This is a genomic window from Bradyrhizobium nitroreducens (assembly GCF_002776695.1).
In the GTDB taxonomy this organism is placed as follows: domain Bacteria; phylum Pseudomonadota; class Alphaproteobacteria; order Rhizobiales; family Xanthobacteraceae; genus Bradyrhizobium; species Bradyrhizobium nitroreducens.
In genome coordinates, this window is sequence record NZ_LFJC01000003.1 from 5,994,013 (window position 1) to 6,009,136 (window position 15,124).

The following is a 15,124-nucleotide window of genomic DNA, read 5'->3' on the forward strand; positions in this document are numbered from 1 at the left end:
ACCATCCTGGCCGGTAACGCCAGTAATCAGAGCTCGTTTCTTTGTCATATCAATCCCAAATTTGAGACTTGTGCTTACATGAAATTGACTTGGTTAGGGAGGGTGAATCACCCGAATATCGAGCTTAGATTAACGGCCTTCCCGCTGCCTGCCAGATACTTTGGAATTCATGCCATGGTTACCGTGGGGCCGCTTGCGAATAAGGCGATATCACGAGGGGCATCTTCAGCCGCTGGCCGGTTGGCAGCTAGAAAGCAGCAACTTCGCGCGTCCAACGCTGGGGTTCTGTTCCCGATTCCGCCCGCACGAGGACATATCGGCCCAACGCATCCACGAGCGGCGTGACGACTGGGCTCAGATTATCGAGTACAAGGACCGCCTTTCCCTCGCGCACGAGCAGCACCAGGTGGTGCTCCCCGGTTGCTCGGATGACGACCTCTGCGAGGAGGAGAGCCGAGCTGGGCCAGCCGGATCGCAGCAGCAAATGCCGCTTGGTGACGGCGTAATCCCCGCAATTGCCCTCGTCAGGAAATATCTGCCATTCCGCGTCGCGTCGGCTTGCCGGCGGATCCTTTGGCGCTATGCCGAAATTCACCGTTGAATTGATCTGGGCGAGCTCTCGCCAACGCTGAATTGAGGAGCGGAAGTCTCGGATCCTGCGATCGTCGTGGCGCTGGCAGTCCTCGGGATATTGAATGCAGAATTGTGAAAATGACAACGGTGGCGTCACCGCTTGGGCTTCGTAGTTTGAATAGGCGGGCTGGCCGCAAACACAATACATTATGGCCAGCATGCGGGTCGCATGTCTGATCATCAAAGGTTCGCCTGACATTTCTGATTGCTAAACGAAGTATATTGCGATGCAGTGGAAGCGCCATGACAATTGTGAGGCAATTTGTGCTCATTCGCGGAGCAGGGGCGTTGCGCTCATCCCGACGGGGCTGCAGGCGATCATGGCGTAATGCATGGCCTTCAATTTCTGCGAGATCTATCGCCCGTTCCTGCACCATCGCCCTAGACGGCCGCGTGCCGCATGACGCTAGGGGTCGATATCCAGGTCGATTGCGGCAAGCTCCCCGGGCAAGCGCTGACCGGCGAGTCCGAGGAGGTCTATACTCCGGAGACATGGGCTAGCAAAGGAGTCGAGATAGATTCGACGTGATCCGGATGGTCTGGAATACGGCGATCTCCTGCTGGCCTCCCCATTCGAGGGAGGCACAGCCAAAGGGCATTGGCAAAACCTCTGTGGGATTCCATCGCACGGACGCATTCTCACGTCGGCTTAAGACCTGGTCGCCAGCACGACGCTTGCGAGCGTGAACAGAAGGGCGGCGATTTGGCCGGCACCGAGCGGTTCGTGCAGGGTCGCTGCGGATGCCACCACGCCGACGACGGGAACGCCGATCGTGCCGATCGAGGCGATCGAAGCCGGAAGCCGGGCCAGCGCCGCGAACCAGCTCACATAGGCGACACAATATTGCATGATCGTCACATAGACGATCAGGATCCAGCCGAGCTGCGTAATGGCGAAAACGTCAGTGGTTTCAATCGCAAGTCCGATCAAAGTAATTGGAAGACAGCCGATCAGGATCTGCCAGGCAGCCGACGAGAGCGGCGGCATCTGGATCGGCAGTTTCTTGGCGAAGACGGTGCCGAATGCGAATCCGATCGCGCCGCCCAGAGCCAACACAATGCCCGGAAGCTTTTCCCAGCTCGCGGAGATGCCATTGCCGCCCATGATGGTCGCAAGCCCTGCGAGCGCCATGAACAACGCTGTCGTGCGCAACACGGTCGGCTTCTCGCCGAGCACCGGCCAGGCAATGATCGCGGCCCACACCGGCATGGTGTAGCCGATCAGCGCGACCTCGCTCGCGGGTAACCAGAGTAGAGCAAACCCGATCAGGACCATCCAGCAGGTGACGTTGAAGGTCGCCGACAGAATGATGCGGCCCCACATGCCTTCCGGCACGCGAAGGCTTTGGCCCCGAAGCCCGGCCAGAATTGCGAGCAGCGCCGCACCGACGAGCCCCATGACGCCTCGATAGGTCAGCGGTGGAAGCTGCCCAAGCAGGTATTTGGTCGCGGGCCAGTTGCTGCCCCAGCCAATCGATGTGATGGCAAGGAATGCGAGCCCCGCGGGTGCGATGCGCGCTTTCGCCTTGGATATCGGCTCGTGCATCGGATCACCAGAGGAGCGAGTAGCGGAGTCCAAACTGAACTTTTGGCGCTGGTCTCAGTACTTGAGCGGAAGCCGGGCAGTCTCCGGTGCGGCAAGGACGGACACCAGCGTGAGCATGGAAAGCGCGATGATGAAGATGGAGATTGCCCAGGCCCCGCCGGTCCAGACCAGCAGTGCAGTTGCGATCAGCGGTGAAAGCCCTCCGCTAAGCGCGGCGGCGATGTTGGCACCGAGCGAGGCACCGCTGTAGCGCAGCCTCGTGCCAAACAATTCGGGCATGTACGCGGCCTTCGGTCCGAACAGCAGCGCGTGGGTCAAGGTCATCGTGACGATCAGCGCGAGCGTCACGATGGTGGCATCCTTTGTGTCGAGCAGCCAAAACAGGGGAAAAGCCATAACGATGGAGGCGATGGCGCCGGCGAGATAAAGCGTCTTCCTGCCATAGATGTCGGATAGCCACCCCGCCAGCGGCAGCGTCACGAACTCAACCAGGGCCGCATAGACGACAGAATTGAGGACGGTCTGCCGCGGCATTCCAAGCTTCGTCGTCGAATAGGTGATCACGAACACGGTCAGGAGATAAGCCAAGCCGACCTCGGATACGGTGATGCCGATGGCGAGCAAAAGGTTGCGCCAGTCGCGTCGGAAGATTTCGAAGATCGGTTGGCTTACGACGTCCTTTCGCTCGAGAACCTGTCTGAACTCCGGCGTTTCCGTCAGGCTATATCTTGCGAACAGCCCCACCAAGACCAGGACGATACTGAGAAGGAAGGGCACGCGCCAACCCCAGCTCAGAAAGCTCGCTTCGGGTAGCTGCGTAACGAGCGCAAAGATGCCTGTCGAGGCGGCCACCCCCATTGGAAAGCCCACCTGCACCAGGCTGCCCCAAAATCCGCGCCGTTTGCCCGCGTGCTCGATCATCATCGTCACCGCGCCGCTCCATTCGCCGCCGATCCCGATGCCCTGAACAAAGCGAAGCGCCACCAGCATGATAGGCGCCCAGATGCCTACCTCCTCATAGGTGGGAAGGCAGCCGATCAAGAACGTGCCGATTCCCATCATCAGCAGTGTTGCGACCAGCATCGACTTGCGTCCGATGCGGTCGCCAAAATGACCGATGATCGCGCCGCCGATCGGGCGGGCGACGAACCCGACGGCATAGGTGCCAAAGGCGGCCACGGTGCCGATCAAAGGGTCGAATGCCGGGAAGAACAGCTTGTTGAATACAAGCGCCGCGGCCGTTCCATAAATAAGGAAGTCGTACCACTCGATCGCGGTACCCAGCACACTCGCCCACGCTACCTTTGCGATCGAAGGAGTTCGCACGGACCATTGGTCCGCGACGTCGTCGGTGATGATCGTCAAGGTTGATCCCCTGCTCAGACCGCGCCACAATCCCTGACAGAATTGAAATCCAAGCCGAGCGTACAGGCAAGCGAAATCTCGATCGGATCGGCAAACCGGTGGAGTGGGCTTTCAACTGTCCGAAGGAAGGCCATGTTCGATTGCCTGAAAGCGAACCGGCGCGAGAACGGAGGCCTGCTCCCACCAATCGGCGACCTGCTCGTCTAGCTCGGTCTCGCCGCGCCCCTTGCAGGGGAATATCTCGACGCGCCTAACCGCCTCCGCGTGAAATCCATCGACTTTTCGCGTGACCTTCACCACCGTTCCTTCGCGGTTATGTTTGGTCAGTGGCACCAGGAGCCGTCCGTCAGGGCGAAGCGACTGCAGCCAGAGCGGGTGGGGGTGCGTGAAGCCGGCGTGGACTACGATGACGTCCGCCGGTTCTCCGATATTGCGGCACGCATCAGTGCATAGCGCGCGGACATTCCTGTAGCCGCGCAGGTTCGCTTTTGCTTGGGCGACAAACTCCTTTTCGCAGTCGATCGCGAGGACCTTGCCATGCGGGCCGACAAGTTCGGACAGGATCGCCGAGAAATAGCCGAGGCCGCACCCGATCTGGACAACCCGCTCGCCGGCCTTGATATCGAGAATTTCGAACAGATTGGCCCAGAGGCTGGGAAGGCCGGTGTGCAGCCGTCGCTTTTCGTCGATCGCAACCAGTACGTCATCGTAGAGATGGACCGGATCGGCGTCTGGCGTGGTTTCATATTCGCGACCTTCGGAGGCTCGCACCCGCCAAGGCCCTGGGCCGGCAAAGTGTTCGCGCGAAACAGATGTGAACGCATCAAGCAATCGCGATGATGAAACTCGTCCACGCTTCTTGATTTGCTCGACGTAACGTTTTCGCGCAGCCGCGATGTCGCTCATCTTGCTTCTTCCGATCACCGACGATATCGTCGTGCACGATAGCTCAGGCCCGAAGAAAAGGCACGACCTTGGCCGCTCGAGTCGCATCATCGCAGCGATCGCCGTCGGATCGCGACACGTTCTCCAGCATTGCTGGCCTGCTCGAGTTCTATGCGCGAACCGCGCCCACGCAAAACGCCATCATGGATTCGTTAGGTGTTTCCGTCAGTTATGCGGAGCTTTGGGTTTGCGCGGAGCGTGTCCGACAGCGGCTGCGGCAGTCTGGCATTGCTAGTCACCATCGCGTTGCAGTTGTGCTTCCGCGTGGTGCTGAAAACGCTATCGCGCTGGTTGTGATAGCCGCCGCAGCGGTTTGCGTGCCGATCAATCCTGATTTTACGCCGGATGAGCTGCAGCGATATTTTGCCGATTTGAAGCTGGCAGCGCTCGTCACAAGCGGTGAGGCGAAGCCCGCGAGTAGAAATGTTGCCCAGGCATTAGGAATTCCGGTTCTCGACGTGGCTTCGCGATCGAGAGCAGTCGACTTCGAGCTTTCCAGCAGCACTCGTGGATCACGAGTAGCAGCCGGAGAAGTCGGTCCGGATGACGATGCATTCGTCCTTCTCACCTCCGGCACCGCCGCTCGTCCAAAGATGGTGCCGATTACCCAGGCAAGTGCCTGCCTTTCCGCCAGGAATGCTGGAGCCGTTCTGTCCTTAACAAAGGCCGACCGGCTGCTGAACGTGCTCCCGCTCTTTCATGCGCATGGCCTGATCTCTGGACTCTTGACCGCACTTGCCGCTGGGTCGTGCGTGATATGCACGAAAGGCTTCGACGGAGCGTCCTTCTTCAACTGGCTGAGGGATTTGCAGCCAACTTGGTATACGGCCGTACCGACCATCCATCGCGCAGTGATAGCGGCTGCGCCTGTGGATGGTCGCGCGGCGGGGCGGAGCTCCTTGCGCATCATCCGCTCTGCTTCATCCTCCCTCGCTCCGGCAACGCTTGACCGGCTTGAAGCATTGTTTGCGGTTCCGGTTGTCGAGACTTATGGAATGACGGAAGCCGCCTCGCAGATTGCCGCCAATCCCCAGCATCTGCGCAAGTCCGGCTCGGTCGGCGTGGCTTCCGGCCCGGACATCGCGATCATGGATGGTGACGGCTGCTTACAGGCGAGCGGCCAGCATGGCGAGATCATGCTGCGCGGTCCGACCATCACGCGTGGTTACGACAATGACCAGGAGGCGACGAAAGCAGCGTTCAGGGACGGCTGGTTGCGCACCGGCGATCTCGGTTATCTCGATGAGGACGGCTATCTCTTTATCGTCGGACGCATCAAAGACGTCATCAACCGGGGAGGCCAGAAGGTTTCGCCGCTCGAGGTCGAGGAAACCCTGCTGACGCACCCCGACGTCCTAGAGGCCGGAGCTTTCGGTATCCCTCACGACAGGCTCGGTGAAAACGTTGCGGCGGTCGTGGTGCTGAGGCGGGGTGCTGACGTCACGCCGCAACAGATGCGGCAATTGGCGGCAAGCCGGCTCGCCGCCTACAAGGTACCGAGCTTGATCCACATCGTCGACGAAATTCCCAAGGGGGCCAGCGGAAAGATCACGCGAAGCGCGCTCCCCGGCTTGATCGCCTCGAGTCCCGGAGCGCCAACCGTCGCGGCTCGCTCGACGTTGGAGGCCCAACTCGCCGCGATCTGGTCCACGGTCCTCGAAGTGGACCGCATCGGGATCGATCAGGATTTCTTTGCGCTTGGCGCCGATTCCCTGGCGGTGACGCAGGTATTGTCGCGCCTACGCGAGCAGTTCGGGGTCGACCTTACGTTCGGCGATGTCTTTGACGCCGGAACGATCGCGGCGCTAGCGGCCCGATTGCGGGCGGCATCGGTCCGCCATGAGGAAGCCGCGCCCAAATGGAGGGCTGCATCCGATGGGGGGGCCGGCCCGCTCTCGTTCCAGCAGCAGAGGATGCACATCCTCAGTAAGCTCGATCCGACCAAGTACAATTACAATGTCGTTGAGGTGGCGCGATTGTCTGGCCGGCTCGACGTGAAGGCTCTGGAAGCGGCTATCAAGGCCGTTGCCCGGCGTCACCAGGTCCTAAGATCTACGTTCTCCGAGGCTGATGGTGAGCCGCTGCAGAAAGTCGGCCGCGTCTCGCCGGAGCTCGAGCAGATCAGGTTGGCCGGCTATGCGGGCGGAAAGCGGTCGGGCGCAATCCGGCGCGAGGCAATGAAGGTTGCCCAATATTGTTTCGATCTCGAACGGGAGCCGCCGTTCAAGGCAACGCTCTTACGATTTGACGCGACGGATCACGCTCTTATCGTCACGCTGCATCACATCGCGACCGACGGCTGGTCACAGCGGCTGTTATGGCAGGAGCTCGCGGCTCACTACTCGGCCGGGCGAGACGGAAAGCGGACATCGGTTCCCCATCTCAGATACCAGTATCAGGACTATGTCGGTTGGCAACAGGCGTGGGCGCGGACGCAGGCGGCCGGCCAACAGCTCGACTATTGGCGCAAGCAGCTGGATGGTGTGACCACGCTGCCGCTTCGCACTGATCGCCCCCGCGGCGAGAGCTGGACGGGGCGCGGCGCCAGACACTACGTCAAGATTCCGCGGGCGCTGTCCGTCCGGATCAAGGAGCTTGGCCAGCACAACAGTGTTACCCCCTTCATGACGCTGCTGGCCGCGTTCCAGTGTTTTCTGTGTCGGTACACAGGTCATGAGGACGTGGCTACGGGTTCCTTGATCGCCAATCGCAACCAGATCGAAGCCGAGCCGCTCATTGGCATATTTGCCAACAGCGTGATTATGCGGACAGACCTGTCCGGCGACCCGAGCTTTCGCGAACTGCTGCAACGCGTACGCCGGGTTACGCTCGATGCCTATCGCAATCAGGATGTCCCCATCGAAACGGTCTTGCGTGCGCTCCAGGCATCGCGCCGGGACGGCAGCCCACCATTTCAGATCATGTTCATCCTGCAAAACGCCGCGGTCGAGGCCGGCCGTTTCCCTGGCTTGTCGACGCAACGGATCGAGATCGACCCGGCGGTTGCCCGGTTCGATATCACCCTCGAGCTCCTTGAGACCGACGGGCAGTTCTCGGGATTCTTCGAGTACGCCACCGATCTGTTCGACGCGGACACGATTGTGCGGATGGCGGGTCATTTCCAATCGCTGCTTCAGGGCATCGTGACCGATCCCGACATGAAAATATCCCGCCTGCCTTTGCTCGGTTCGGTGGAACGGCAACGCCTGCTCCAGGACTGGAAGGGCGCAAGCCTTGCCCGACGTGGCAATTTCATCGAGCGCTTTGATCGTCGGGTGGCGCGTGATCCCAGGATGACGGCCGCCAGCGACAGCTACGGCAAATCGAGCTATCACGAGCTCGCCAGCCGAAGCCTTGCCATCGCGCAGCGGCTGGCCCGGGAGGGCGTCGGGGAGGACATGATCGTCGCGCTCCTCGCCGAGCGGAGCGTCGACCTGCTTGCGGCAATGATCGCGGTCCAGCGTGCCGGCGCGGCATTTCTCTGTCTGGACCCGGCGCAGCCTGCTGCGCGGCTTGCCGCAATCATCCAGTCCGCGCGACCCCGGCTGCTCTTGAGCTCGCGCAGCTGCGCCGCTCGGCTCGATGAGATGTTATCGCTCTCTTCGGCTGCTGATCTACCCTGTGCGACGCTCGAGGACATCAAGGGGCGCGGCCAGGGCAAGCCGATGAAAGCACGTGCGCCATCGGGCCTTGCGTACCTCATCTACACATCTGGCTCGACGGGCGCGCCGAAGGGCGTGATGATCGAGCAGCGGGGTTTGTCGAATCATCTGGCTTCGCTGGTGTCCGAGCTCGCCCTCTCGAATAAGGACGTGATCGCTCAGACGGCGCCGCAAAGCTTCGTCATCTCGGTCTGGCAGTTCCTGGCCGGCCTGACCGCCGGCGCGCGTGTCCACATCTGCGCAGATTCAATTGTTCAGGATCCCCTGTTACTCGCACAAGACATGCATCGCGAAGGCGTCACGGTCCTGCAGATCGTTCCGTCGCTCCTCAGGTTGATCCTTGAGCGGGTGAATGAGACCGCAATCTATCGTGCCTTTGCGGGCCTTCGGTTGTTGATCTCGACGGGCGAGCCGCTGCCAACCGATGTCTGCCGGAGCTGGTTCCAACATTTTCCGGGCGTGCCGGTGATCAATGCCTACGGCGCATCGGAATGTTCCGACGATGTTTCGCTGCATCGTTTGGATGCGGCCCCAACAGGGTCCGTCGTGTCCGTCGGTCGCCCCCTGCCGAATGTCCAACTCTATGTTCTTGACGCCAGGCTGCAACCATTGCCGATTGGCGTGACCGGCGAGCTGTATGTCGGCGGCGACGGCGTGGGCCGAGGCTACGTTGGAGACAACGAGCAGACCAGCGCGCGTTTTCAGCGCGATCCTTTCACTGATCGTGCACACGCGCGGCTCTATCGTACGGGTGACCTCGCGCGCTGGCGCGTGGATGGAACCATTGAGTGTCTCGGTCGGGCTGATCATCAGGTAAAGGTCCGCGGCTATCGCGTCGAGCTCAAGGAAATCGAGCATGTCCTTCTGGATCATCCACGGATCGGCGCCGCGGTGATTGAGCCGCGCCGTGAGGCAAGTGGCGACATCAAGCTGTTTGCCCATGTCGTTGCCACGGGCGCGCATCAGCCGAGCGCGACCGATCTACGCGAATTTCTCAAAGCCAGGCTGCCAAGCCAGGCGGTGCCGTCGGCCTTCCTGTTTTTGGAGCGGATGCCCCTCAATGGGCACGGCAAGGTCGATCGCGCAGCAATCGCCGCGTCCCCCCGATCGGAGCCGATTGTCGTGCCTCCGGCGGTCGAGCCGTCCCGCTCTACCGAGAAGGCCATCCGCGACATCTGGAGTGACCTGCTGAATGTGAGCGATATCAAGGTCTCCGACGATTTCTTCGACCTCGGCGGTCACTCCCTGCTGGCGGGCCGTGCGATGGCCCGCATCAAGCAGGCCTTCGGGGTGACGCTGCCGATCCGGACGATCTTCGATCTGCCAACGATCGAGGCGCTCGCCAAATGGGTCGACGAGGCCCGCGGTGTAAAGGTGCCCACTGAGGCTGCGTTGCTTTCAAAAGACGAGCAAAGTAGTCCGGCGGCACTATCGTTTGCACGGGCCGAAATGACGGCCGAGCAGGAAGACGATGTGAGGGACCTGCTCGCACGCCGCAAGCGCGAGCTTCAGGATGCCATTCGCAATGCGGGAGCAGGCATTGGCTCACCAGTCCCGCACTCCGGCAAGTCAAAGGCGAAAGCCGGCAGGAAGAATGCGATCGAGCAGATGCCGGATGCCCAGGATTAGGCGTTTTGGGGCGGGGGAATGGCACACGAACGGATCGGCCTCGATAGCGGACTGCTCGATGTCCTCGACTCCCGACGGGCTCTGAGCGTCTACGCGCGATCCTGTCGCCGGCGGAGCCGGATCGTGCGGCGCGGTTCGCGTTCGACGCCCATCGCCGTCGCCGCTGGCCGCCGTCCAGGAGCGCCTAGATGAACAATGCAAGTCTTCGTGTCTTTCCCGCCATTTCGCGCAATCGGGATCCCGGCAAATATGTCGACGAACTGATGCACGTCGCGCGTTTTGCGGATCTCCATGGTCTCGCGGGAATCCTGCTCTTCGAAGGCAATGACGTGCTCGTCCAGCCTTGGGCGATGGCGCAGCACATCGTGGCCCAAACCAAGCGCAGTTCGCCGTTGATCGCGGTCAACCCCGTCTACATGCATCCTTTCACCGCGGCCAAGCTGGTGTCGTCCTTTGCGCAGCTCTATGGGCGTAAGCTGTATCTGAATATGATCACCGGTACCGCCGTGAGCGACTTGCAGGCGTTGGGCGACCAATGTGCGCACGCCGACCGGTATGTCAGGCTGGGCGAGTTTATCAAAGTCGTCCGCCTGCTGCTTGAAAGCTCCCGCCCGGTCGATTTTCGCGGAAACTTCTACACGGCGTCCGGCCTGCATCTTCACTACCGGCCTCCGGCCAACCTGCTGCCCGAATTCCTGATTGCCGGCCAATCCGACGCTGCCCAGCGCATTGCCTCTGAATCCGGTTGTATCAAGATGCAAATGCTACCGCCGGATCACGACCGCGGCATCAAGGCGCCCGGCTTGAACTTCGGGATCTTTGCACGGCAGGGCCGTGAGGCCGCGCGCCGGGCCGCGCGTGAGCGCTTCTGCGACAGTGCAGAGGGTCGCGAACTGCTCACGCTTACGATGGAGAATACGGATTCGGTGTGGAAGCGGCGGCTCTTTGAGGGACAGACGGCCGAGATGCAACACAACGGGTATTGGCTACTGCCGTTTCTCACCTTCCAGGCGGATTGTCCCTATCTGGTCGGCAGCTATGCGGAGATCGGTGAAAAACTCAGAACGTTCGCGGCCCAGGGCCTTACGACGATCATGCTCGACATGATCGCCGACGAAGCCGAGATGCGGCATGTGGGCAACGCGCTGGAGGCGAGCGGCTTGTTCTGAGCCGGGAAGCACGTCTTCGTTCGGACAATCAACGTGAGCTGCGAGTGATGTCGGATATTCGTTCTCCACCCCTCGAACTGCCGGATCCGCCGCCACTGACAGTGCGCTCGGCTGGCAGTCGGGTGCCGCTGTCCCACGCGCAGGAAGGGCTATGGTTCCTTGAGCAGCTTGGGCTCGTGGGCGCGGCTTACAACATGCCCTGGATGCTGCAACTCGAAGGAGCGTTGGATGCTCTCGCTCTCGAGCAGAGTTTCGGAGAAGTCGTGCGACGTCACGAAAGCCTCCGCACCAGGTTCGAGACAGTGGACGGCCGCGGCTTTCAGGTGGTCGACGAGGCGGGAGCCTTCCGCCTCGATACGGTCGATCTTTCGACGCTTGGAGACGACGAGCGGCGGGCGGAGACCGGGCGTTTGATGTCGGAGGATGGACAGCGCTTGTTTGACCTGTCGGCCGGGCCGCTATTTCGCGTCACGCTACTTCGATTGACACAGAGCCAGCACATCGTGCTCGTCAACATGCATCACATCATATCGGATGCCTGGTCGATCGGCGTGATGTTGGCCGAGGTTACAGCCCTGTATGCAGCCCGAGTAGCGGGACAGGTGTCGCCCCTGGAGAGCTTGCAGGTTCAATACGCGGATTACGCGCTTTGGCAACGCCAATGGCTTCGGGGCGAAATGCAGACGCGGCAGCTGGATTACTGGAAGCGGCAGCTCGCAGACGCGCCCCAGGCGCTGGCGCTGCCGACCGATCGCGCGCGGCCACAGATCCAGAGTTTTCGAGGTGCAAGCCGCGGCTTCAGCCTGACGCCACAGCTTTCATCGGACCTGCGCGTTCTCGCGCGTCAAGAGAAGGCGACACCTTATATGGTGTTCTTGGCGGCATTTTCGGTGCTGCTGGCGCGCTATAGCGGGCAACGGGACATTCTCATTGGCTCTCCCTTCGCTGGTCGCGGGCTGCCGGAGCTGGAGGCTATGGTCGGTTGCTTCGTGAACATGCTCGTCATGCGCACGGATGTGTCTGACGATCCCAGCTTCCGCGATTTGCTGCAGCGCGTGAAGGAAACGACACTTTCCGCCTATGAGAACCAGGATGTGCCGCTCGAAAGGGTGGTGGAGGCGCTGCAACCTCATCGTGATTTGTCCCGCCAGCCGCTGTTCCAAGTCGCCTTGATCCTGCTGAACGGCCCCCCGGCCCAGCTCGATCTTCCGGGACTGCGAGTAAGTCAGGTCGCCACCGAGCACGTCACGACAAGGTTCGACCTGTCATTGACCTTGTACGAAGCCTCCTCCGGGATACGCGGATGGTTCGAGTATGCGTCGGACTTGTTCGATGACGATACGATCGCACGTATCGTGGGCCACTTCGAGAATTTGTTGAGCGCAATCGCTGCCGATCCGGACAAGCGCGTCTCGGAGCTTAAGCTTCTGGATGCGCTCGAGCACGGTCACCTGATCACCGAATGGAACGCAACGACGGTCGATTATCCTGCTGAGAAGTGTGTTGGCGAGTTGTTCGTGGAGCAGGTGGGGCGCACGCCGCATGCGGTGGCGGTCGTTGGCGGAGCTCACGAGCTGACGTATCGTGAGCTGAACGTGCGGTCGAACCGCCTTGCTCACCACCTGCGCGGACTTGGCGTCAAGCCGGATGATCGCGTCGCGATTTGCGCCCTGCGCGGTGCCGAGATGCTCGTGGCTCTGCTCGCGGTCCTCAAGGCAGGTGGGGCTTACGTCCCAATGGATTCCACCCTTCCGATCAAGCGGCTGGCGGACATGCTGGCGGACTGTGCGCCACGCGCAATACTGTCGGATGCGGAGACGATGGGAATCCTGGAGGGCCACACGGGAGGCCTGCCGGTGATAGATCTCGACAATGAGGCGCTTTGGACGAATGGTCACGAGAGCAATATTCGGCCCGCTGCGGTTGGATTGCGACCCGAAAGTCTCGCCTACGTCATCTACACGTCGGGCTCGACCGGGCGGCCCAAAGGCGTCATGGTCGAGCATCGGTCGCTGGTGAATCTCCTGACATCCATGAGCGAGCTCGTCGGTATGAATCCGGCTGATCGCTTGCTGTCGGTGACCACTGTAGCGTTCGATATCGCGGGCCTCGAGCTGCTCATGCCTTTGCTTGTCGGCGCCAGAGTTGTCATCGCCGACCGTAAGACGAGCAGCGATCCGAGACGGATGATGGATCTGCTGCTGCGGGAGCAGATCACGGTCTTGCAGGCAACTCCGGCGAGCTGGCGGGCTCTGATCGAGAGCGGTTGGGTGGGAGAGCCACGTCTCCGCGCGCTGTGTGGCGGCGAGGCCATGACGGCCGATCTTGCCGACCAATTGCTCCGGCGAACCTCGGCATGCTGGAATGTTTATGGGCCTACCGAGACAACAATCTGGTCGTCGGCTCACGCGATCAAGGAGCCGGTGCATCCGTCGACCGTCGTCCCGATCGGCCGACCAATCTCGAACACGAGGATCTATGTCCTCGACGAGCACCGTGCTCCCGTCCCGATCGGAGTCGTCGGCGAAATTTATATCGCCGGCACGGGGGTGGCGCGCGGCTATCTTAATCGACCCGAGCTGACCGTGGAGCGGTTTGTCACCGAGCCGTTCGCTACCGACCCGGACGCGCGGATGTATCGGACAGGCGATTTGGGACGGTTACTGTCAGCGGGAAGTATCGAATATCTCGGGCGAAACGATTTTCAGGTGAAGCTGCGCGGCTACCGAATTGAACTTGGTGAAATCGAGGCAGCATTGATGGGCCATGCGTCGGTGCGGCAGGCGGTGGTCGTCGCGCGCGAAGATCGTGCCGACGATCCTCGCCTGGTGGCCTATGTGGTGGAGCACCGCGGGACATCCGTAAAGCGGCGGGGAGGGCGCGAGAGCCGTTCGACAGCGACGGGCACGTTGTCGGACGACTTGCGAACTCATCTCCAGAAGCACCTGCCGGACTACATGGTGCCGTCGACCTTTGTTGTGCTCGACGCGCTGCCGTTGACCCTCAACGGGAAACTGGACCGGGGCAGCTTGCCCGCGCCTTCAGGCCATTCGCGTAGATCCCGCGCCTATGAGCCCCCGCGTGGCAGGCTGGAGAAGATGTTGGCGCAGACTTGGAGCGAGTTTCTGGAGATCGATCGCGTCGGACGTGACGACAATTTTTTCGAGCTTGGCGGCCACTCGCTCTTAGCCGTGCGCCTGGTCAACGAATTGAGTCGTCGGGGCACCGACATCTCGCTGGCCAAGCTGTTCGCAAGCCCGACAATAGCGCTGCTCGTACGCGAGGAGGCTGGCACTGATAACCGCGCGAGCGACGGCGCTGCAATTACTCTTCGTGCTGAGGGAAGCGGCGCTCCGCTATTCCTCGCGCCGGATCTCTTTAATCAGATGGTCTATGGTCCGATCCTTACCCGACACCTTCGCGGCGGCTTCCCCGTGTATGGTTTGACGATGAGCGAAGTGGGAGCCGCATCGGCACGCACGATCGAGGCGATCGGTAGGAGCTTGGTCCGGACAATACGGTCCATTCGCCCGTGCGGGCCGTACCGCCTGGCAGGCTGGTCGTTCGGCGGAATACTGGCCTACGAGATCACAAGACAGCTCGTCGATGAAAACGAGACCGTACAGTTCCTGGGATTGATCGACGCGCTGTACGGGCAGCCGAGCTCCCCGTCGAAGACGTCAGACGTCGTATTCCTGCGGAACTACATTGGCAGCCGGACGGGCGGTCGAATGCATCAGTCCGACTTTCGCTCGATGGTTCTAGAATGTCGTGAGAAGGCTTTGTTGCCCTGGTCATCTACAGAAGAGGACGTTCGCCTCATGATTGCGCAGTCGCGGACACGCGAGCGCGCGGGCAGCAGATACGTTGGGGCGGCTATTCCGATCGCTCTCCAGCTTTTCACGGCGGCGGAAAATCCCCTGGATGACCGGTTCTATGGTTGGGATCGAGTTGTTCAGGCGCCCCGGATCCACAAGACCGTTGTTCAGGGTACGCATCATTCGATGCTGCAGAGCCCTTACGTAGCGTCGCTGGGTAAGGTGCTCTCGGAAGCTATCTTGCTGCCGGCGGGATAGAGATGCCAGCTTTGGCTGCCAGCTCAGGCTGTTTCATTCGCACCGTTTGCGGGAGGCGCACCAAGACGGTTGGCATTGTGCCTTGGGCGGCTCTTGATT

The 15,124-nt window shown here is 61.2% G+C and carries 7 protein-coding genes; 3 read left to right on the plus strand and 4 right to left on the minus strand.

Annotated features, from left to right (window positions below; translation table 11 throughout):
• Positions 1-247 precede the first annotated feature (247 nt).
• The 4 genes from TSA1_RS28815 to TSA1_RS28830 form a co-directional block, all read right to left on the minus strand.
• Positions 248-814: a transglutaminase-like cysteine peptidase gene (locus TSA1_RS28815; RefSeq protein ID WP_100181390.1), complete on the minus strand. Its 567-nt coding sequence runs from the start codon at positions 812-814 to the stop codon at positions 248-250.
• 468 nt (positions 815-1,282) lie between these two features.
• Positions 1,283-2,179: a DMT family transporter gene (locus TSA1_RS28820; RefSeq protein ID WP_100179283.1), complete on the minus strand. Its 897-nt coding sequence runs from the start codon at positions 2,177-2,179 to the stop codon at positions 1,283-1,285.
• A 54-nt stretch (positions 2,180-2,233) separates the two neighbouring features.
• Positions 2,234-3,535 (minus strand): MFS transporter, encoded by a 1,302-nt coding sequence (locus TSA1_RS28825; RefSeq protein ID WP_245448597.1) that lies wholly within the window; start codon positions 3,533-3,535, stop codon positions 2,234-2,236.
• 120 nt (positions 3,536-3,655) lie between these two features.
• Positions 3,656-4,450, minus strand: coding sequence for a protein-L-isoaspartate O-methyltransferase family protein (locus tag TSA1_RS28830; RefSeq protein WP_100179285.1), 795 nt, complete (start codon positions 4,448-4,450; stop codon positions 3,656-3,658).
• Positions 4,451-4,518: 68 nt separating this feature from the next.
• On the opposite strand from TSA1_RS28830, the gene TSA1_RS28835 reads away from it, so the two are divergent.
• From TSA1_RS28835 to TSA1_RS28845, 3 genes are all read left to right on the plus strand, one after another.
• Complete coding sequence (locus TSA1_RS28835) at positions 4,519-9,780, plus strand: non-ribosomal peptide synthetase (protein ID WP_100179286.1); 5,262 nt, start codon at positions 4,519-4,521, stop codon at positions 9,778-9,780.
• A 188-nt stretch (positions 9,781-9,968) separates the two neighbouring features.
• The gene (locus tag TSA1_RS28840) at positions 9,969-10,949 is read left to right on the plus strand and encodes an LLM class flavin-dependent oxidoreductase (protein ID WP_100179287.1); all 981 of its coding nucleotides are present in this window, start codon (positions 9,969-9,971) and stop codon (positions 10,947-10,949) included.
• A 47-nt stretch (positions 10,950-10,996) separates the two neighbouring features.
• On the plus strand, positions 10,997-15,025 hold the full coding sequence (locus TSA1_RS28845) for a non-ribosomal peptide synthetase (protein WP_100179288.1): 4,029 nt from the start codon (positions 10,997-10,999) through the stop codon (positions 15,023-15,025).
• Positions 15,026-15,124 lie beyond the last annotated feature (99 nt).

What these genes read in the sequence shown, in the direction of transcription:
- TSA1_RS28840 (WP_100179287.1), top strand. Translation starts at nt 9,969, where the DNA reads ATGAACAATGCAAGTCTTCGTGTCTTTCCCGCCATTTCGCGCAATCGG.
- TSA1_RS28815 (WP_100181390.1), bottom strand. Translation starts at nt 814, where the DNA reads ATGATCAGACATGCGACCCGCATGCTGGCCATAATGTATTGTGTTTGC.
- TSA1_RS28845 (WP_100179288.1), top strand. Translation starts at nt 10,997, where the DNA reads ATGTCGGATATTCGTTCTCCACCCCTCGAACTGCCGGATCCGCCGCCA.
- TSA1_RS28820 (WP_100179283.1), bottom strand. Translation starts at nt 2,179, where the DNA reads ATGCACGAGCCGATATCCAAGGCGAAAGCGCGCATCGCACCCGCGGGG.
- TSA1_RS28830 (WP_100179285.1), bottom strand. Translation starts at nt 4,450, where the DNA reads ATGAGCGACATCGCGGCTGCGCGAAAACGTTACGTCGAGCAAATCAAG.